The organism is Kribbella lupini (genome assembly GCF_039529595.1).
GTDB lineage: Bacteria > Actinomycetota > Actinomycetes > Propionibacteriales > Kribbellaceae > Kribbella > Kribbella lupini.
This window is the reverse complement of record NZ_BAAANC010000003.1, coordinates 172,209-190,886: the sequence shown is the minus strand read 5'-3', so window position 1 is coordinate 190,886 and position 18,678 is coordinate 172,209. Positions and strand designations below refer to the sequence as shown.

Below are 18,678 nucleotides of genomic sequence, written 5' to 3'. Positions count from 1 at the left end.
GCTCAGGCAGGGGCCATCACGACCGCGTTGCCGCTGACCCGTACTCGGTGGTCGCCGTCGCGCAGCTCGACCTCGATGCGGCTCGGCCGGCCGAGGTCGTCCCCCTGGTGGAGCTGCAGCGTGACCGGCGGTTGCACCAGCTCCAGCTCGCGCAGGTAGGCCCCGAAGGCGGCAGCCGCCGCACCGGTCGCCGGGTCCTCGACGACCCTACCGACCGGGAACGGGTCGCGCACGTGGAACACCGTCTCCGACTCCCGCCAGACGAGCTGCAGCGTGGTCAGGTCGCGCTCCAGCATGTACGCCCGCAGCCGGTCGAAGTCGTAGTCGAGGTCCGCCAGCCGCTGCCGCGTCGACGCGGCCAGCACCAGGTGCCGCGCTCCTGCGAAGGCGACGTACGGCGGAAGCTCCGGATCCAGCTCGTCGGCCTTCCAGCCGAGCATGTCCAGCACGTCGGCGACGTCGCCCACTGCCTCGATCGACGGCTCGACGCTCGTCAACGTCGCCCGCAGCCCGTCCGGGCCCTGCTCGACCACCACCGGCACCAGCCCGGCCGGCGTCGAGAACGTCAGCTCGCCGGGCCCGACCCGCTCGGCCACCGCGACCGCGGTCGCCACCGTCGCGTGCCCGCAGAACGGCACCTCCGCCTGCGGCGAGAAGTACCGGATCGGCACCACGCCGTCCGCACCTTCCACTCCGGACGTCAGGAACGCACTCTCGGAGTACCCGACCTCCGCCGCGATCTCCTGCATCGCCGCGTCGGTCAGCCCGGCGGCATCGAGTACGACGCCGGCGGGATTGCCGCCGGCCGGATCAGTGGTGAACGCGGTGTAGCGCAGAACCGTCATGGAGCCATTGTGGATCGATAACCGCGCCAGCTGCCGTGGTGGGTGATCTCTCGCGCGGGATCGGCGACCTCGGCGGTGCAGACGAACCCCAGTACCTGCCGGTCGTCGGCGAGTGTGATCGGACCGATTGCCAGCGGGGGAGTGACCGTGGTGAGGAAGTCCGCCAACGCGGCAGGCGCCAGGCTCCAGATCTCCACCTCGATCCCGGGACCGTCTCCCGACGGCAGAGTGCGGGTCAGTCCCGGCCGCGGGACCGGACCGTCGACCAGGAACATGCTGTAGTCGCGGGCAGTCCGGCTCTCGAACGCCAGCCGGGCGCCCCGCCGTACGAGCTCGTGGTTGAGCGGCTCACCGGTCAGGTGCGCGCCCGCCACCGCGAGCAGGATCTCCTCCTCACCGCACCACCTCGACGCCAGGTCGATGACGAGGTCGTCGTGCCCGGCCGGAGCCAGCAGCTGGACGCCGAACGGCAGGCCGTCCTCCCGCAAAGGACCCGGAAACGCGACCGCGCACAGGTCCAGCAGGTTCACCATGTTCGTGAACCGGCCCATCCGGCTGTTCACCCCGACCGGGTCCGCGGCCACCTCGGCCAGCGTGGGGTGCGACTCCGTCACCGGCAGCAGCAGCGCATCCACCACGGCCCACAGCGGCTCGGACTGCCTCCTCAGCTCGGCCAGCCGGTCGAACCCGGCGAACGTCTCCGACGCGGTCAGCCCGGCACCTCGCCGGACGATCGACCGCACGGTCGGGTCCACCGCCGGATCGTCGTCGAGCTTGTCGCCGAACGCGAGCCAGCGCTCGGCCAGCCACGGCCCGGAGTACAGCAGGTCGGCCGTCTCGAGCAGCGCACCCACATCCACCGGTACGACGGCGCCCACCTCCGCCGCGCGATCGAGCGCCTCCGCCCAGGCCTTCTCGTGCAGCGGATCCAGCCCCAGCGGCCGATCCGGTACGCCGATCCGCGGCACGCCGCTCAGCGGGGCAGCCCGAGGCAACTCGCGCGCGTAGGGATCGGCCGCGTCGAAATCCACCATCACGTCGAACGCACGCCGAGCCGTCGCGACGGTCCGTGCGAAGACCGTGACGCAGTCCAGCGACCGGCAGGCCGGAATCACCCCGGACGTCGAAACCAGCCCCTTGCTCGGCTTGATCCCGACGATCCCGTTGAAGGCCGCCGGCACCCGGCCGCTCCCGGCGGTGTCGGTGCCCAGCGCGAAGTCGACCTCTCCGGACGCCACCGCGACAGCACTGCCCGCACTCGAACCACCCGAGATGTGCTCCGCGGAGTACACCGAGTGGCAGGCCCCGTACGGCGACCGCGTGCCCACGAGCCCGGTCGCGTACTGATCCAGATTCGTCTTGCCCAACGGCACCGCGCCCGCCTCGACCAGCCGGTCGACCACGAACGCGTTCCGCGCCGCGGGCACCGTGTTGCGCGGATCGCCGCCCGTGGTCGGTACGCCGGCCAGGTCGATGTTGTCCTTGAGCGCCATCGTCAGTCCGTGCAGCGGCCCGGGCCGCGCCTCGGTCGCCGGGACGCGCGAGATCCAGACCGTCATGCGCCCCACCTCGCCCGCTCGGCGTCGAACGCGGCGCGCCTCTTCGCGCGCACGGTGACGATATCCATCGGTGCCTCCTGTTCGATGCGGCGGACGTCCGCGACCGAGAACGTCGCGGGTCTCACCTCGAGATCGGCCCGGCCGGCCTTGATGTCCGCCCGTTGCCGGGCGAGTTCCTCCGGACTGACGGGGGTGAAGCGGATCCGGTCGAACTGCCGCAGCAGCCACGGCTGCTCGTCGCGCTCCGACAGCCGCCAGACCGGCACGGTCCGGCCGACGAGCTGGTAACCGCCCGGCCCTTCCATGCCGTAGACGCACAGGTAGATCCCGCCGATGCCGACGGCGTTCTGCGGGGTCCAGGTCCGGGCCGGGTTGTACTTGGTGGTGACGAGCCGGTGCCGCGGATCGATCGGTACGGCGACCGGAGCGCCGAGGTAGACGTCGCCCAGCCCGACCACCAGATAGGTGGCCGCGGCAACGATGTCGAACACCTCGGACCGCTCGTCCAGGTCGTTGACCCGGCGGATGAACTCGACGTTGTCCGGGCACCAGGGCGCGTCCGGCCGGACCGAGGTCTGGTAGCGCCGCATCGCCTCGTGGGCCAGCGGATGGTCGAACGCGATCGGCAGGATCACCTCGCGGGCGGGCAGGATCACGGCCGCCGGATCGGCCAGCCCGTCGGCCAGGACCGTGAGCCGTTTCGCCAGCTCGTCCAGGCCGAGCCGGGCCGAGTCGATCGACACCAGCACCGACCGGACCCCCTCGACGATCTCGACAACACCGTCGGGACGGTCGGCGCGCAACGCCTCGGCGAGCAGGTGAATCCACACCCGCACCGTGAGGTCCAGCTCGGTGGGGCCCGCCTCGACCAGCAGGTGCCGGTCCCCGGACCTCCTGATCGTGTACGCCGGTGCGCTGTCGGCCGCGTCGGCCCGGTGCAGCTCGGCGGGCCGCTCCGGCCCGCAGCCGACCGGAAGGGCCGGCGTCGGCTCCTGCCGCAGATCGGCCAGCCAAGTACGCCGTACCCGCATCGCCTCGGCGGCCTCGTCAGGCGACACCGGTCGAAGCCGTACGGCGTCGCCCGGCCGCAACTGCCCGAGCATCCAGCGATCCGCCTCGATCACCACCGCCGGTACGACGAACCCGCCGAGCGACGGGCCGTCCTTGCCGACGATCACCGGGGTGTCGCCGGACAGCATGATGCCGCCCACCGGGTACGCCGAGTCGTGCAGGTTGGACGGGTGCAGACCCGCCTCGCCGCCGTCCTCACGGGACCACTCCGGCGTGGGACCGACCAGCCGGACACCGGTGCGGTCGGACCGGTGGTCCACCGTCCAGTCGGCGGCGAAGAACTGCCGGACGCCCTCGTCGGTGAGGTGGTCGGGCGCGCCGTGCGGACCGGGAACGACCCGCAGCGTCCAGTCGGTGCTCAGCCGCGGGAGCGAGATGGTTGCCGGAGACAACAGGTTCTCCTGCCGGCCCAGCGGAATCGTGTCGCCCGCTCGGAGAGGCCGTCCTTGAAGTCCGCCGAAGCCGCCGAGGGTGAAGGTGGATCGGCTGCCGAGCACCCGCGGGACGGCGAGGCCGCCCGCGATCGCGACGTACCCGCGCATGCCGGGCCCGTCGAGCGGGCCGACGTCGAGGGTCGCGCCGGCGGGCAGCATCACGACCAGGCCGGGGCGCAGGTGCCATCCGTCGATGGTGGCCCGGGTGGCCGCACCGCCGACGCAGACCAGCCGGTCCTCGTCGGTCGTCAGCGTCGGCCCGGCCACGACGCACTCCAGGCCGGCCGCGTTCTCGGGGTTGCCGACGGCCGCGTTCAGCAGCGCGAACGTGAGCTCGTCGACCGCACCCGACGGCGGTACGCCGACGTCCCACAGCCCTTGGCGGCCGGCGAGATCCTGGATCGTGGTCTGCAGCCCCGGTGCGATGACGGTGATCACTGCCACCACCCGAGCAGCTGGACGGGCGTGGGGTTCCAGCCGTTGCAGGGGTTGTTGACCTGGGGGCAGTTGCTGATCAGCACCAGCAGGTCGCGGGAAGCGGTCAGCTCGACGTACTTGCCCGGTGCGGACAGGCCGTCGTCGAACCTCAGGGAGCCGTCGGGCTCGACGGGGACGTTCATGAAGAAGTTGAGATTGTGGCCGAGCTGGCGCTGCCCGATGCCGGCCTGCGCGCCGTACCGCAGGAAGGTCTGCCGGCACGCGTGCTGGTGACGCGTCTGCTCGCCGTACCGGATGACGTTGCTCTCCTGCGAGCAGGCGCCGCCGATCGTGTCGTGCCGGCCGCAGGTGTCGGCGGTGACGACCGCGAGCTCGTCGAGCCGCGTCGAGAGGAGGCGGGAGCCGGTGGTCAGGAAGACCGCGCGCTGCTCGCGGACGGTGTCGAACGCGGAGTACCGGTTGCCGAGGTCGTGCGCGTCGTAGAGCAGGGTGTCGACGGCCTGGTTGCCGTGCAGGTCGACGATGCGGAGCCGGCCGCCGCGCGGGACAGGGATCAGCGCACCGTCGCCGGCGGGGACGACGGTGTCGAGCGTGGGGGTCATACCAGCGTCCTCCTCGACATCTCGAGCGCGCGCGCCGCCTCGTCGCGCTGTGGTCGGTGGGCCTCGGTGGCCGGTGACACCTCGATGCGGACGGCCGCCGGGTCCTGGTCGGACAAGGGGTGCCGCGCGGTCGAGACGACCACGAGCACGTCCTGCTCGGTCCGGAGGTCGACGGTGTCGCCCGCTGCCGCATGGCCGGGGACGTACGTCAGCGCGGACCGGTCGTCGATGGCGACCTTCGAGAAGAAGTTGACGCTGCCGTGGAGGTCGGCCTCGCCCAGGCCGTACTTGGCGAGCTCGACGGTCAAGAGGGTGTCGTGGACGAAGCCGCTGAGGCAGTCGTGCCAGTCGAGGCTCGACGCCGTGACGGACGCGAGGGCGAGTCCGCGGTCCGACATCAGGACCATCGGCGGCCGGACGCGGGCCGACATCTGCGCCTTCAAGGTGTCGGGGACGTTGAGCCGGTCGAGCCGGTCGGGGCCGAACAGCAGCATCGTCGCGTTCGGGTCGGGCGCGAGGGCGGTCAGCCTGATCAGCCGGCCTGCGCGGACGGGGAAGGACCAGGCTGCGCCGGCGGGGATCTCGTGCTGATAGGTCATGCGGTCACCGCCGCGACCTGGCTGATCGACCGGTGGTAGCTCGTCCGCTGGTACCGGTAGGCCAGTACGCCGCCGACCGCGGTCGCGGCCAGGACGATCAGCGGAAGGTAGTGCAGGTACCAGCCTTCGCCGGCCGGGTCGTACACCTCCGCCCGCGGCCAGCCGAGGTTGATCGCCATCGCGAGGCCGTAGACCACGGCGACGAGGTTGATCGGAAGGCCAAAACGGCCCAGGGAGAAGAGCTTCCGGCCGTCCTCGTCGACGCCGTCCGGGAGCGGGTTGCCTTTGAGGCGCTGGAGGAGCAGCGGCCCGGTGACCAGCAGGTAGGCGATGTAGAGCAACGTGATGCAGACGCTCGCCAGGCCGAGGAACAGGCCCGCGTTCCCGACGTTGACCGCCAGGCAGACGGCCGCTCCGACGCCCGGTACGACGGTCGCGAGCACAGGCGTACCGGTGCGGTCCGAGACGCGGCGCAGGTGGTTCGAGAACGGCAGGACGTTGTCGCGGGCCATCGAGAAGATCATCCGGGCCGCGGCGGTCTGGATCGCCAGCGTGCAGACACAGACGGCGAAGGCGACGTCGAGCAGGAGCAGCTTGCCGGTCGTCGTCCCGAGGCTGCTGGTGAGCACGTACGGCAGTCCGCCCAGCGCCAGCTCCCCGTCGGTGAGCGACGGCGCGGCCATCAGCGCGGCGACGATGAGGAACGCGCCGCCCAGGCCGGAGGCCAGGACCGCGCGGATGATCGTGCGCGGCGTGGTGGCGCGCGGTTTGTGGGTCTCCTCGGAGAGCTCTCCGGCGCTGTCGAAACCGACCAGGACGTAGGCGGCCATCAGTGCCGAGATCAGCAGCGGTACGACGTACCCGGTCGTGCTGTCCAGGTTCGTGGTGTGCAGCACGACCTCGGGCCCGCGCTCGGCGTGCCCGATCAGCAGCACGACGAGGAGGACGACGCCGATCAGTTCGCAGGTGACGCCGACCGAGTTGACGATCGCGGTCACGCGGACGCTGACGGCGTTGAGGGTGGTGGTCACGACGAGCAGCAGACAGCCCAGCAGTACGGCGTTGGCCGCACCGTCTCGCGAAGCCAGTGAGGGGTCGGTGCCGATCAGCTGGAAGCCGGACCAGACCGCCGGAAGCACCACCTGCAAGGCGATCGCGGCCGCCGCGACGGTGACGATCTGCGCGATCACCATCGTCCAGCCCGCGAACCAGCCGACGACCGCGCCGCCGAGCCGGCGGGACCACTGGTAGATGGCGCCGGACAGCGGGTAGCGCGCGGCCAGTTCGGCGAAGCACAGGGCGACGGTGAGCTGGCCGACGAGGACGGCCGGCCACGTCCAGAAGAACGCCGTACCGCCGAACCCGTAGCCGAGCCCGAAGAGCTGGAACACCGTGGTCAGGATCGACACGAAGGAGAAGCCGGCCGCGAACGACGCGTACCGCCCGACCCGCCGGTGCAACTGCTGCTCGTAGCCGAAACCGCTCAGCTCGGCCGCGCTGACACCGTCCACCTCAGGGCGATCAAGAGTTGCTGACATCCGGGCCTCCCGGCGAGTCGGCCCGGAAACCGCACGGCAGCCCGGGCCATCAAGGCCTCCCGGGCTTTTGTCCCGCCGTGGAACGGATCCGGCGCCGCGGCCGGTTCCGTCTCCCCTCTCGGACCAGTCCTCCCGTCACCGGAAGCGGAACCCTAGGGGCGCCCCGCCGTCGGCGGGTCTTGTCCAGTTCAGGGCCTGCGTGTTTCGCCTCCCGACGCCCGCGGTAACACGTCTGTGAACACCACCTCACACCACCGGCCGGAACCGGTGATCGCCTGTGAGGACGCCCGGTGCCAGCTGTGAACCGGGGGTCTCGCTGTCCCGCGACCTGTTCGGCGACGGGGGGATGGACACCCCGACGGTGGCACGCGGCAACGAAATCGGCGCCGGTTCGCGGCTGGCAGGATCCGGCGTGACGGGAAACCGCCAGGGGTCCGGGGGACACGAAAAAAAGGCCCGAGCTGATGCTCAGGCCTTCGTCGTACGGCGCCCCCGGCAGGATTCGAACCTGCGCACCCGCCTCCGGAGGGCGGTGCTCTATCCCCTGAGCTACGGGGGCTCAGGAACGAGCAGAACAGTAGCAGGTGATGCCGCCTAGTCCCGAATCGGGCGGGGTCCGGTGAGCCGTCGGGGTGACCCCTGAACCGTCCCTGGCTCGTCCGCGCGGCGGGATCTCGCCGGGACGGGCGGGCGTCATAGTGGACGTAACCCCTCGACAGCCGAAAGGAAACTCGACCTCATGGCCTCCACCACATTGGTCCGTCCGAGCCGCGGTCGTTGGATCGGCGGCGTCTGCGCCGGTCTCGCGCGCCGGTTCGGGACCACGCCGAACACCATGCGCCTGATCTTCGTGATCAGCTGCATCCTGCCCGGGCCCCAGTTCCTGATCTACCTCGTGCTCTGGGTCTTGATGCCCTCCGAGGACTGACCTCCTGCGCGGCGCGGCGTACGGCCGTGAAACCCTGCTCCCCATGAGAGCAGGCCGCCGGGTGTTCGCCGCCGTCGTACTGGCGGTGCTCCCGGTGGTGGCGGCCGGCTGCCAGGTCGGTCCGGCCCCGCCCGGCCCGGCCGAGACCCGGGACGGGCCGCCGCCGTGGGACGCGCCGCGCGATGCGGTCTCCTACATGGACCAGGCCGGGATGGAACGGCTGCCGCTCGACTTCAGCGGGCCGATGCCGTACACGGTGAACCTCGCGCTCACCCTCGACGGCAAGCCGGTGAAGATCCCGGCCGGGATCGGCGTCGACCGGGTCCGCGCGGAGCAGGCCGCGGTGCACACGCACACCGACGACGGCCTGGTCTACGTCGAGGCGAAGACCAAGGCCGAGCGGCCGACGCTGCGCCAGTTCTTCCAGCTCTGGGGCGTCCGGTACGACGGCAAGTGCGTCGGCGACGTCTGTGGCACGGTGAAGGTCGAACTGAACGGCCGGCCGGCCGCGTGGGACACCAAGCTGGTCCGCCAGAGCAAGATCCAGGTCACCGTGACGCGGTAGGTCCGCCAGGTGGAACGCGGGCCGCCCGGAAGGTGGCAGACTGCGGCCGGTGACCCGCCCCTTACGCTTGGCTGAGCGCATGCGAACCAGTACGCCCCTGGCCGCCGCCGCCCTGGCGGTCAGTCTCACCGCCTGCAGTGGTGGGAGCGACACCAGCGCGGACCCGGCCGGCGGTCCGGGCTCGCCACCCCCGAGCGAAGAGCCCAGCGCCTCGCTGTCGACCGCCGCCCCGCTCCCGACCGGCCCGCACGCCAAGGACGGGTTCAACTACCCCGCCTGCAAGGACGGTGCCTGCGAGATCTACGTCCGCACCGGCACCAAGGTCCCGATGAAGCAGAGTGTCGCCGGCTTCGGCACGCTCGTCGTGAGCAAGGCGACCTCGAGCGGCGTCGACTTCGCCGGCAAGAGCCCCGACGCGACCGGCAGCATCGGCCAGCAGCCTGGCTACCGGGCCCGGATCGGCAAGCTCGACGTCGTGACGGTCACCGTCAACCAGCGTCACCCCGCGGGCAACGGCGTGGAGACCCTCGCCATCCTCCGCCTCAGCCCCGCCTGAGTCCCGCCGGGGCCGTGGCGCGGGACACGCCTGGGGTGGCGGTGGGTCCCGGCCTGTGGATGGCGAAGGTGGAGGCTGGGACGCGGGCCATTAGGCTGAGCGGGTGACTCCGGAACAGCTCGCTGAGAAGATCCTGCAGGCCCTGACCGCGCTCGTCGACGACGGCACCATCACTGTCGACGGCGGGTTGCCGGGCGAGCTGAAGGTCGAGCGCCCCAAGAACCCCGAGCACGGGGACTACGCCACCAACGTCGCGATGCAGCTGGGCAAGCGCTCGGGGATGAACCCGCGCGCCTTCGCCGAGCTGCTCGCCGCCAAGCTGGGCACCGACGAGGCGATCACCGCCGTCGAGATCGCCGGCCCGGGCTTCATCAACATCCGGGTCGCCGCCGATGCCCAGGGCAAGATCGCGCAGTCGATCCTCGACGCCGGGCCGTCGTACGGCAGCAGCGACAGCCTGAAGGGCCAGGCGATCAACCTCGAGTTCATCTCGGCCAACCCGACCGGTCCGCTGCACCTCGGCCACACCCGCTGGGCCGCCGTCGGCGACGCGCTGGCCCGGGTGCTGACCAAGGCCGGCGCGGTGGTCACGCGGGAGTTCTACGTCAACGACCGCGGCGCCCAGATGGACAAGTTCGGGGCCTCGCTGAAGGCCGCCGCGCACGGTGAGCCGATCCCCGAGGACGGCTACCACGGCGAGTACATCGGTGACCTGGCGCGGCGGATCGTCGAGGAGGTCCCGGGCATCACCGACCTGCCCGACGACGAGCAGACCATCGCCTTCCGCGAGGCCGGGTACGAGCGGCAGCTCAAAGAGCAGCAGGACCAGCTCGAGCACTTCCGCACCAAGTTCGACGTCTGGTACTCCGAGCGCAGCCTGCACGAGCAGGACGGCGTCGGCCACGCGATCGAGAAGCTCCGCGCCCAGGGCCACCTGTACGACGACGACGGCGCGCTGTGGATGCGCACGACCGACTTCACCGACGACAAGGACCGGGTGCTGATCCGGTCCAACGGCGAGCCGACGTACTTCGCCTCGGACGCGGCGTACTACGTGAACAAGCGCGAGCGCGGCTTCGAGGTCGCGATCTACCTGCTCGGCGCCGACCACCACGGGTACGTGAACCGCCTGAAGGCGATCGCGGCCTGCGCCGGCGACGACCCCGAGCACAACATCGAGATCCTGATCGGCCAGCTGGTGAAGATCCTCAAGAACGGCGAGGAGATGAAGCTGTCCAAGCGGGCCGGCACCATCGTCACGCTGGCCGAGCTCGTCGAGGAGGGCGGCGTCGACCCCCTGCGGTACACGCTGAACCGCTTCCCGGTCGACTCGCCGCTGACGCTGGACATCGAGGAGATGACCCGCCAGGCCAGCGAGAACCCCGTCTACTACGTGCAGTACGCGCACGCCCGGCTGGCCTCGATCCTGCGCAACGCCGGCGACCTGGGCATCAAGCTGGACGAGTTCGACCCGGGCCTGCTCAGCCACGAGCGCGAGGGCGACCTGCTGCGCGCGCTGGCCGAGTTCCCGCGGATCGTGGCGACGGCGGCCGAGCTGCGCGAGCCGCACCGGATCGCCCGCTACCTGGAGGACACCGCGTCCGCCTTCCACAAGTTCTACGACAGCTGCCGGGTGCTCCCGCGCGGCGACGAGGAGGTGGAGCCGGTGCACAAGGCTCGCCTGACCCTGGTCGGTGCGACCAGGACCGTGCTCGCCAACGGGCTGGACCTGCTCGGCGTCTCCGCTCCGGAGCGGATGTGAGGGCGCACGAGGCGGGCACGCTGCACGCCGACATCGGGCACAAGGCGCCGCCGTGGCTGCGGGCGCCCCGCGACGTCAACGACCTGGTCCCGGCGCTCTGGTCCGGTACGGCGAAGAAGTCGGCCGAGGGTTCGCTGGTCGTCGGCGGTGTCGACCTGCGCGACCTGGTCGCCGAGCACGGCAGCCCGGCGTACGTGCTGGACGAGGACGACTTCCGCAGCCGGGCGCGCGCGTTCAGGACCGCGTTCAAGGACATGGACGTCTACTACGCCGGCAAGGCCTTCCTCTGTACGACGGTCGTCCGCTGGGTGATGGAGGAGGGGCTCAACCTCGACATCTGCAGCGGTGGTGAGCTCGCCGTCGCGCTGCGGGCCGGCGCCGACCCGAAGCGGCTGGGATTCCACGGCAACAACAAGTCCGTGCAGGAGCTGACCCGCGCGCTGGAGGCCGGGGTCGGCCGGATCATCGTCGACTCGCTGTTCGAGATCGACCGGCTGATCGAGCTGGCCGCCGAGCGCGGCCTGGTCGCGCCGGTGATGGTCCGGGTCACCGCGGGCGTCGAGGCGCACACCCACGAGTACATCGCGACCGCGCACGAGGACCAGAAGTTCGGCTTCTCGATCACCTCCGGCGCGGCCTTCGAAGCCGTTGCCAAGGTCAACGAAGCCGCCGAGCTGGAGCTGCTCGGCCTGCACTCGCACATCGGCTCGCAGATCTTCGACACGTCCGGGTTCGAGCTGGCCGCGAAGCGCCTGATCGCCTTGCACGCAAGGGTTTCCGACGAGCTCGGGGTGGACATGCCCGAGCTCGACCTGGGCGGCGGATTCGGAATCGCCTACACGACGCAGGACGACCCGGCCGATCCCGCGCAGCTCGCCACCGAGATGACCAAGATCGTCGAGCACGAGTGCCGGGCGTACGAGGTCGAGGCGCCGCGGATCTCGATCGAGCCCGGGCGCGCGATCGTCGGCCCGGCGGTCTGCACGGTCTACTCGGTCGGCACGGTCAAGGAGGTCGCGCTGGACGCCGGCGCCTCCCGCACGTACGTGTCGGTCGACGGCGGGATGAGCGACAACATCCGCACCGCGCTGTACGACGCGGACTACTCCTGCACCCTGGCGAACCGGTACTCCGGCACCACCCCGACGCTGGCGCGCGTGGTCGGCAAGCACTGCGAGTCCGGCGACATCGTGGTCAAGGACGAGTTCCTGCCCTCCGACGTCGGCCCGGGCGACCTGGTCGCCGTGCCGGGCACGGGCGCGTACTGCCGTTCGATGGCGAGCAACTACAACCACGTCCCGCGGCCACCGGTGATCGCGGTCAAGGACGGACAGACCCGCGTCGTCGTCCGGCGTGAGACCGAGGACGACCTGCTGCTTCTGGACATGGGGGCCGAATGAGCAAGCCTTTGAAGGTGGCCCTGCTGGGCTGTGGCGTCGTCGGCACCGAGGTCGTTCGCATCCTGACGACGCGCGCCGACGACCTCGCCGCGCGGGTCGGCGCCCCGCTGGAGATCGCGGGCATCGCCGTACGGCGGGGTGGGCGTGAGCGGGACATCGCCGTCGACCCGTCGCTGATCACCACCGACGCCCAGGCCCTGGTCAGCCGCGACGACCTGGACCTGGTGATCGAGGTGATCGGCGGGCTCGAACCGGCCCGCGGGCTGATCCTGACCGCGCTCGAGCACGGCGCCTCGGTCGTCACCGCGAACAAGGCGCTCCTGGCCGAGGACGGGCCGACGCTGTTCGCCGCCGCCGAGAAGTACGAGCGCGACCTGTACTTCGAGGCCGCCGTGGCCGGCGCGATCCCGATCCTGCGGCCGCTGCGCGAGTCGCTGGCCGGTGACGACGTGACGCGGGTGATGGGCATCGTCAACGGCACGACGAACTACATCCTGGACAAGATGGACTCCACCGGCGCCGGGTTCGACGAGGCGCTGGCCGAGGCGCAGGCGCTGGGGTACGCCGAGGCCGACCCGACCGCCGACATCGAGGGCTTCGACGCCGCCGCGAAGGCCGCGCTGCTGGCCAGCCTCGCCTTCCACACCCGGGTCTCGATCGCCGACGTGCACCGCGAGGGCATCACCGACGTGTCCGCGACCGACATCGCCTCGGCCCGCGAGATGGGCTGCGTCGTGAAGTCGCTGGCGATCTGCGAGCTGGACGAGGTGACCGACTCGGTCAGCGCCCGCGTCTACCCGGCGATGATCCCGCTGAACCACCCGCTGGCCTCGGTCCGGGACGCCTACAACGCCGTTTTCGTGGAATCCAAAGCAGCCGGCCAGCTGATGTTCTATGGTCGTGGTGCCGGCGGCGCCCCGACGGCCAGTGCTGTCCTCGGGGATCTGGTGTCCGCCGCGCGCAACCGGCTCAAGGGAGTGCCGGGGGTCGGCGAGTCGTCGTACACCCAGCGAGCCGTGCGGCCGATGGGCGACGCGATGACCCGCTACCACGTGTCGCTGGACGTGGCCGACAAGGCCGGCGTACTGGCCGCGGTGGCCCACGCGTTCTCCGAGCACGACGTGTCGATCCAGACCGTCCGCCAGGAGGGCCGGGGCGGTGACGCGCAACTCGTCGTGGTCACCCACACCGCCACCGACGCCGCGCTCTCGGCCACCGTGGAGACCCTGCGCGACATGGACATCGTTCGTGAAGTCAGCAGTGTGATGCGGGTAGAAGGAGACTAGCCATGGCGCACCAGTGGCGAGGCGTGATCGAGGAATACCGCGACCGGCTTCCGGTCTCGACGGACACTCCGGTGGTCACGCTCGGCGAAGGCGGTACGCCGCTGGTGGCCGCGCAATGGCTGTCCGAGCAGACCAACTGCGAGGTCTGGCTCAAGGTCGAGGGCAACAACCCGACCGGTTCGTTCAAGGACCGCGGCATGACGGTCGCGATCTCGCTGGCCGCGCAGGCCGGGGACAAGGCCGTCGTCTGCGCCTCGACCGGGAACACGTCGGCCTCGGCCGCGGCGTACGCGGTGCGGGCCGGGCTGATCCCGCTGGTGCTGATCCCGGCCGGGCGGATCGCGCAGGGCAAGCTCGCGCAGGCGATCGTGCACGGCGCGCAGCTGGTGCAGGTCGACGGCGGGTTCGACGACTGCCTGCGGATCGTGCGCGAACTGGGCAAGCACTACCCGGTCGCGCTGGTGAACTCGGTCAACCCGGTCCGCCTGGAAGGGCAGAAGACGGCCGCGTTCGAGGTGGTCGACGCCCTCGGCGACGCGCCGGACCTGCACGTGCTGCCGGTGGGCAACGCGGGCAACATCGCGGCGTACTGGAAGGGGTACGGCGAGTACGCCAAGGACAAGGTGTCGTCGCGACGGCCGCGGATGTGGGGCTTCCAGGCCGAGGGCGCGGCGCCGATCGTGAACGGCGCGATCGTCGCGCAGCCGGACACCCTGGCGACCGCGATCCGTGTCGGCAACCCGGCGTCCTGGACGCTGGCCGAGAACGCCCGCGACGAGTCCGGCGGCCTGATCGAGGCCGTCACCGACGACCAGATCCTCGCCGCCCAACGCGAACTCGCCGCCCGCGAAGGCGTTTTCGTCGAGCCCGCGTCGGCGGCCGGCGTGGCAGGCCTGCTGAAACTGAAGGCAGCCGGTCGAGTCGACGGTGGTCAGACGGTGGTCATCACGGTCACCGGCCACGGCCTCAAGGACATCGACACCGCACTGTCGTCGGCCCCACCGGCCGAAGCAGTGGTCACCCCCGCCGATACCGACGCGGTCGCCCGAGTTGCCGGACTGGTCTGAGTTGGAGTCGACTCCGTCAGGCCTTTCTCTCCCCACCGACCCTCGGCCCGCAGGGCCGGGGGAGGTGCGGGTTCGGGTGCCTGCGACGAGTGCCAACCTGGGGCCGGGCTTCGACGCCTTCGGGCTTGCGCTTGGTTTGTACGACGAGCTGACGGTGATCCCTGGCGGCTCCGGGGTTTCCGTCGAGGTGTCCGGAGCCGGGGCTGGGGAGGTCGCGCTCGACGAGTCGCATCTGGTGGTGCGGGCTGTTCGGGCTGGGCTGGATGCTCTTGGCGTTTCTGTGCCGGGCTTCGTGCTGAAGTGCGAGAACCGGGTGCCGCACGGGCGGGGGCTGGGGTCTTCGTCGGCGGCGATCGTCGGGGGAATCGCGGCGGCGTACGGGCTGGCGGGTGTCGAGCTCGATCGGGAGCACGTGGTCGCGCTGGCCAACGAGCTCGAGGGGCATCCGGACAACGTGGCGGCGGCCGCGTTGGGTGGGTTCACGACGGCCTGGGTCGACGGTGGCGTCGGCCGGGCGGTGCGGAACGATCCGGTCGCGGAGTTGCGCGCGACGGTCTACGTTCCCGAGGTGAAAGTCCTGACGAAGCAAGCACGTGGGTTGCTTCCGGACGCCGTACCGCACGCGGACGCGGCGGCGAACGCCGGACGGGCCGCGTTGCTGGTGACGGCGATCACGTCGCGGCCTGGACTGCTGATGACGGCGACCGAGGACCGCCTGCACCAGGAGTACAGAGAACCGGTGATGCCGGAGACGCTGGCCCTCGTGCACAAGCTCCGGGGGAGTGGTTGGGCGGCCGTGGTCAGCGGAGCCGGTCCTACCGTTTTGGTGCTGGATGCCCTTTCGGGCAAGGAGATCCCGGCGCTGCCGGCGGCTCCGGACGGCTGGACGCGGCACGACCTGGCGATCGATCCAGCCGGCGTACAGGTCTGGTCCGGGGAGCCGAGCACCGCAAGCACCCGCGCCCGGTTCGACGACAAGACGCTCTAGTTCGCCCTGGGCGGAATGATCAGGACCGGACACGCGTTGTACCCCACGAGTCAGCAGAAGGACCCTCTGTGGTGCTAGTCTCGACTCACCCGATCCCCTCCAGGTGATCGGTGACTCTCGCCGCTTCCGGGCTGTGTTCCCGGCACCCAGGTGTCCGTGGCGATCTCCCAGTAGATGACCTGCGCCGCCTGCGCCGGAGACTTTCGGGGGACCGGATCCAGCGAGAACCTCTTGTACCCACGATGCCGTCCGCCGGCCGTGGGAGCTGATTCCGGGCGATGAGCCGGTCAGGACATCGTTCATCCGTGTGGGAAGGACCTCACGTGACAGAAACTGTTGAAGCCTCCAACGGCGCTACCGCGCCCGAAGCGAGCGCGAGCACGCGGCGCCGCAAGACCGGAGGCGGCCTCGAAGGCATGCTGCTCCCCGAGCTCAAGCAGCTCGCCGGGACGCTCGGCATCAAGGGCACCGGCGCGCTGCGCAAGGGCCAGCTGATCGAGGCGATCAAGGCCGCTCAGGGCGGTAGTTCGACTGGTGGCGCCACCCGCGCCCGGTCGAGCCAGCCGACCCTGGACGAAGCGGTCCCTGAGGTTGTTTCCGCGCCGACGGTGACGCGCGCCAAGAGCGCGCCGGCCGAGGCTCCGGTGCGCGAGGGCGGCAGTCGCCGGGCCCGCGCCGCCGCGGCCGAGACGGCCGCCGAGCAGAACGGGGCCGCCGCCCCGAGCGTGACCGCCGAGGCCAGGACCGCCGACGCCAAGGGCGCCGACCTCAAGGGCTCCGACGCCCAGAACGGCGCGAGCGTCGTCCAGGCTCCGGTCACCGAGAGCGCGCCGCAGGTCACCGACCGCGCCGCGCAGAACGGCGCCACGACCGCGCCGGCCGGTACCGACGAGCGCGAGGGTCGGTCCGAGGACCGCACCCGCGACGGTGGCCGCGAGCGCACCCGCACGCGTGAGAACCAGAACCGCGACGGCAACCGCGACGGCCAGCAGGCCCGTGACGGTGGCCGCGAGCGCAACCGCGCCGAGGGTCGTACGGACGGCCGCACCGAGGGCCGGGGTGACGCCCGCACCGACGGCCGGGCGGACAACCGCACCGACGGTCGCACCGACGGCCGGGGCGACTCCCGCACCGACGGTCGTACGGACGGTCGCACCGACGGCCGCGGGGACACCCGTAACGACGGTCGCGGGGACTCCCGGACCGACGGCCGCAACGACTCCCGCACCGACGGCCGGGGCGACTCCCGCACCGACGGTCGGACGGACAGCCGCAACGACGGCCGGACCGACTCGCGCAACGACAGCCGCAACGACCGCGGCGCCGACGACCAGGACGGCGACGGCCGCCGTCGTCGCCGCCGGGGCCGCGACCGGGACCGCAACCGCGACGGCCGCGACGCCGGTGGGCGCGACAACACCCGCAACCGCGGTCGCGGCGAGCGCTTCGACCCGGAACCGACGATCAGCGAGGACGACGTCCTGGTCCCCGCCGCCGGCATCCTCGACGTGCTCGACAACTACGCGTTCGTCCGGACCAGCGGCTACCTGCCCGGCCCGAACGACGTGTACGTCGCGCTGTCGATGGTCAAGCGCTACGGCCTGCGCAAGGGCGACGCGATCACCGGTGCGGTGAAGCAGCCGTCCGACGGTGAGCGCAAGGAGAAGTTCAACCCGCTGGTCCGGATCGACACCGTGAACGGGTCGGACCCGGAGATCGCCAAGCAGCGCCAGGACTTCAACAAGCTCACCCCGCTGTACGCGACCGAGCGGCTGCGCCTGGAGACCGAACCGGGCATCCTCACCACCCGGATCGTCGACATCGTCAGCCCGATCGGCAAGGGCCAGCGTGGTCTGATCGTGTCGCCGCCGAAGGCCGGCAAGACGATGGTCCTGCAGGCGCTGGCCAACGCGATCACCACGAACAACCCCGAAGTGCACCTGATGGTCGTGCTCGTCGACGAGCGGCCCGAAGAGGTCACCGACATGCAGCGCACGGTCAAGGGTGAGGTCATCGCCTCGACCTTCGACCGTCCGGCCGACGACCACACCACGGTCGCCGAGCTGGCGATCGAGCGGGCCAAGCGCCTGGTCGAGCTCGGCCACGACGTGGTCGTCCTGCTCGACTCGATCACCCGCCTGGGCCGCGCGTACAACATCGCGGCGCCGGCCAGCGGCCGGATCCTGTCCGGTGGTGTCGACTCCTCGGCGCTGTACCCGCCGAAGCGGTTCTTCGGCGCGGCCCGCAACATCGAGGACGGCGGTTCGCTGACGATCCTGGCCACGGCCCTGATCGAGACCGGCTCCAAGATGGACGAGGTCATCTTCGAGGAGTTCAAGGGCACCGGCAACATGGAGCTGCGGCTGCGCCGCGAGTTCGCCGACCGCCGGATCTTCCCCGCCATCGACGTCGTCGCCTCCGGCACCCGCCGCGAGGAGCTGCTGATGTCGAAGGACGAGACCCAGGTGGTCTGGAAGCTCCGCCGGGTGCTGTCCGCGCTGGACGGCCAGGCGGCGCTGGAGCTGCTGATCGGCAAGCTCAAGGAGAGCAAGTCGAACATCGAGTTCCTGCTCCAGGTCAACAAGACCACGCCGAGCACCGGCGGCGGACGCTCGACGGACGACGGCAACTAGCAGCAACCCCCGAACCGACCAGACCGATTACCCCGGTTTGGTCGGTTCGGTCTGTACCTGGCAGACTTGTCTGTTGGTTCCGGTTCACGTCAGCACCGTGCGGGCGACCCGGGGCACCTGAGACCTAGGAGATCCATGAAGAGCGACATCCACCCGACGTACGTCGACACCAAGGTGACCTGCACCTGCGGCGCGAGCTTCGAGACGCGCTCGACGTCCGAGTCGGGCTCGATCCACGCCGACGTCTGCTCGCAGTGCCACCCGTTCTACACCGGCAAGCAGAAGATCCTCGACACCGGCGGCCGGGTCGCCCGCTTCGAGAAGCGCTACGCCAAGAAATAGCTTTTCCACCGCGCGCCGGTTCGCGACTCCTCCAGGGGTCCGCGAACCGGCGCGCGGTTTGTGTT

The 18,678-nt window shown here is 71.0% G+C and carries 16 protein-coding genes, 1 tRNA gene and 1 riboswitch; of the genes, 10 read left to right on the top strand and 7 right to left on the bottom strand.

Annotated elements, in window-relative coordinates; all coding sequences use genetic code 11:
- Nucleotides 1-2: 2 nt before the first annotated feature.
- The 7 genes from ABD235_RS27045 to ABD235_RS27015 form a co-directional block, all read right to left on the bottom strand.
- The gene (locus ABD235_RS27045; RefSeq protein ID WP_344179127.1) at nt 3-845 is read right to left on the bottom strand and encodes a PhzF family phenazine biosynthesis protein; all 843 of its coding nucleotides are present in this window, start codon (nt 843-845) and stop codon (nt 3-5) included.
- Complete coding sequence (gene atzF, locus ABD235_RS27040; protein ID WP_344179125.1) at nt 842-2,404, bottom strand: allophanate hydrolase; 1,563 nt, start codon at nt 2,402-2,404, stop codon at nt 842-844. The genes ABD235_RS27045 and atzF overlap by 4 nt, the downstream gene beginning before the upstream one ends.
- Nucleotides 2,401-4,347, bottom strand: a complete 1,947-nt coding sequence (locus ABD235_RS27035) for a 5-oxoprolinase/urea amidolyase family protein (RefSeq protein WP_344179122.1) — start codon at nt 4,345-4,347, stop codon at nt 2,401-2,403. The genes atzF and ABD235_RS27035 overlap by 4 nt, the downstream gene beginning before the upstream one ends.
- The gene (locus ABD235_RS27030; RefSeq protein ID WP_344179120.1) at nt 4,344-4,949 is read right to left on the bottom strand and encodes an urea amidolyase associated protein UAAP2; all 606 of its coding nucleotides are present in this window, start codon (nt 4,947-4,949) and stop codon (nt 4,344-4,346) included. The genes ABD235_RS27035 and ABD235_RS27030 overlap by 4 nt, the downstream gene beginning before the upstream one ends.
- Nucleotides 4,946-5,548 (bottom strand): DUF1989 domain-containing protein, encoded by a 603-nt coding sequence (locus ABD235_RS27025; RefSeq protein ID WP_344179118.1) that lies wholly within the window; start codon nt 5,546-5,548, stop codon nt 4,946-4,948. Before ABD235_RS27025 ends, ABD235_RS27030 begins: the two co-directional genes overlap by 4 nt.
- A complete protein-coding gene (locus tag ABD235_RS27020) occupies nt 5,545-7,086 on the bottom strand; it encodes an amino acid permease (protein WP_344179116.1) in 1,542 nt (513 codons plus the stop codon). Before ABD235_RS27020 ends, ABD235_RS27025 begins: the two co-directional genes overlap by 4 nt.
- Before the next feature lie 54 nt (nt 7,087-7,140).
- Nucleotides 7,141-7,253: riboswitch (guanidine-I (ykkC/yxkD leader) on the bottom strand.
- A 320-nt stretch (nt 7,254-7,573) separates the two neighbouring features.
- Nucleotides 7,574-7,645: transfer RNA gene (locus ABD235_RS27015), tRNA-Arg, on the bottom strand.
- A gap of 180 nt (nt 7,646-7,825) precedes the next feature.
- On the opposite strand from ABD235_RS27015, the gene ABD235_RS27010 reads away from it, so the two are divergent.
- From ABD235_RS27010 to rpmE, 10 genes are all read left to right on the top strand, one after another.
- The gene (locus ABD235_RS27010) at nt 7,826-8,014 is read left to right on the top strand and encodes a PspC domain-containing protein (RefSeq protein WP_344179113.1); all 189 of its coding nucleotides are present in this window, start codon (nt 7,826-7,828) and stop codon (nt 8,012-8,014) included.
- Nucleotides 8,015-8,057: 43 nt separating this feature from the next.
- Nucleotides 8,058-8,579 carry a hypothetical protein gene (locus ABD235_RS27005; RefSeq protein WP_344179111.1) on the top strand — a complete coding sequence of 174 codons (522 nt, stop codon included), beginning with the start codon at nt 8,058-8,060 and terminating at the stop codon, nt 8,577-8,579.
- A gap of 79 nt (nt 8,580-8,658) precedes the next feature.
- Complete coding sequence (locus ABD235_RS27000; protein WP_344179109.1) at nt 8,659-9,135, top strand: hypothetical protein; 477 nt, start codon at nt 8,659-8,661, stop codon at nt 9,133-9,135.
- Between the two features lie 103 nt (nt 9,136-9,238).
- Nucleotides 9,239-10,897, top strand: a complete 1,659-nt coding sequence (gene argS / locus ABD235_RS26995; protein ID WP_344179107.1) for an arginine--tRNA ligase — start codon at nt 9,239-9,241, stop codon at nt 10,895-10,897.
- On the top strand, nt 10,894-12,297 hold the full coding sequence (gene lysA / locus ABD235_RS26990) for a diaminopimelate decarboxylase (RefSeq protein WP_344179105.1): 1,404 nt from the start codon (nt 10,894-10,896) through the stop codon (nt 12,295-12,297). The genes argS and lysA overlap by 4 nt, the downstream gene beginning before the upstream one ends.
- Complete coding sequence (locus ABD235_RS26985; protein ID WP_344179102.1) at nt 12,294-13,583, top strand: homoserine dehydrogenase; 1,290 nt, start codon at nt 12,294-12,296, stop codon at nt 13,581-13,583. The genes lysA and ABD235_RS26985 overlap by 4 nt, the downstream gene beginning before the upstream one ends.
- Before the next feature lie 2 nt (nt 13,584-13,585).
- A complete protein-coding gene (gene thrC, locus ABD235_RS26980) occupies nt 13,586-14,650 on the top strand; it encodes a threonine synthase (protein ID WP_344179100.1) in 1,065 nt (354 codons plus the stop codon).
- A 76-nt stretch (nt 14,651-14,726) separates the two neighbouring features.
- The gene (thrB, locus tag ABD235_RS26975; protein ID WP_344179099.1) at nt 14,727-15,638 is read left to right on the top strand and encodes a homoserine kinase; all 912 of its coding nucleotides are present in this window, start codon (nt 14,727-14,729) and stop codon (nt 15,636-15,638) included.
- Nucleotides 15,639-15,961: 323 nt separating this feature from the next.
- Complete coding sequence (gene rho / locus ABD235_RS26970; protein WP_344179097.1) at nt 15,962-18,271, top strand: transcription termination factor Rho; 2,310 nt, start codon at nt 15,962-15,964, stop codon at nt 18,269-18,271.
- 135 nt (nt 18,272-18,406) lie between these two features.
- Nucleotides 18,407-18,613 carry a 50S ribosomal protein L31 gene (gene rpmE, locus ABD235_RS26965; protein WP_184796359.1) on the top strand — a complete coding sequence of 69 codons (207 nt, stop codon included), beginning with the start codon at nt 18,407-18,409 and terminating at the stop codon, nt 18,611-18,613.
- Nucleotides 18,614-18,678 lie beyond the last annotated feature (65 nt).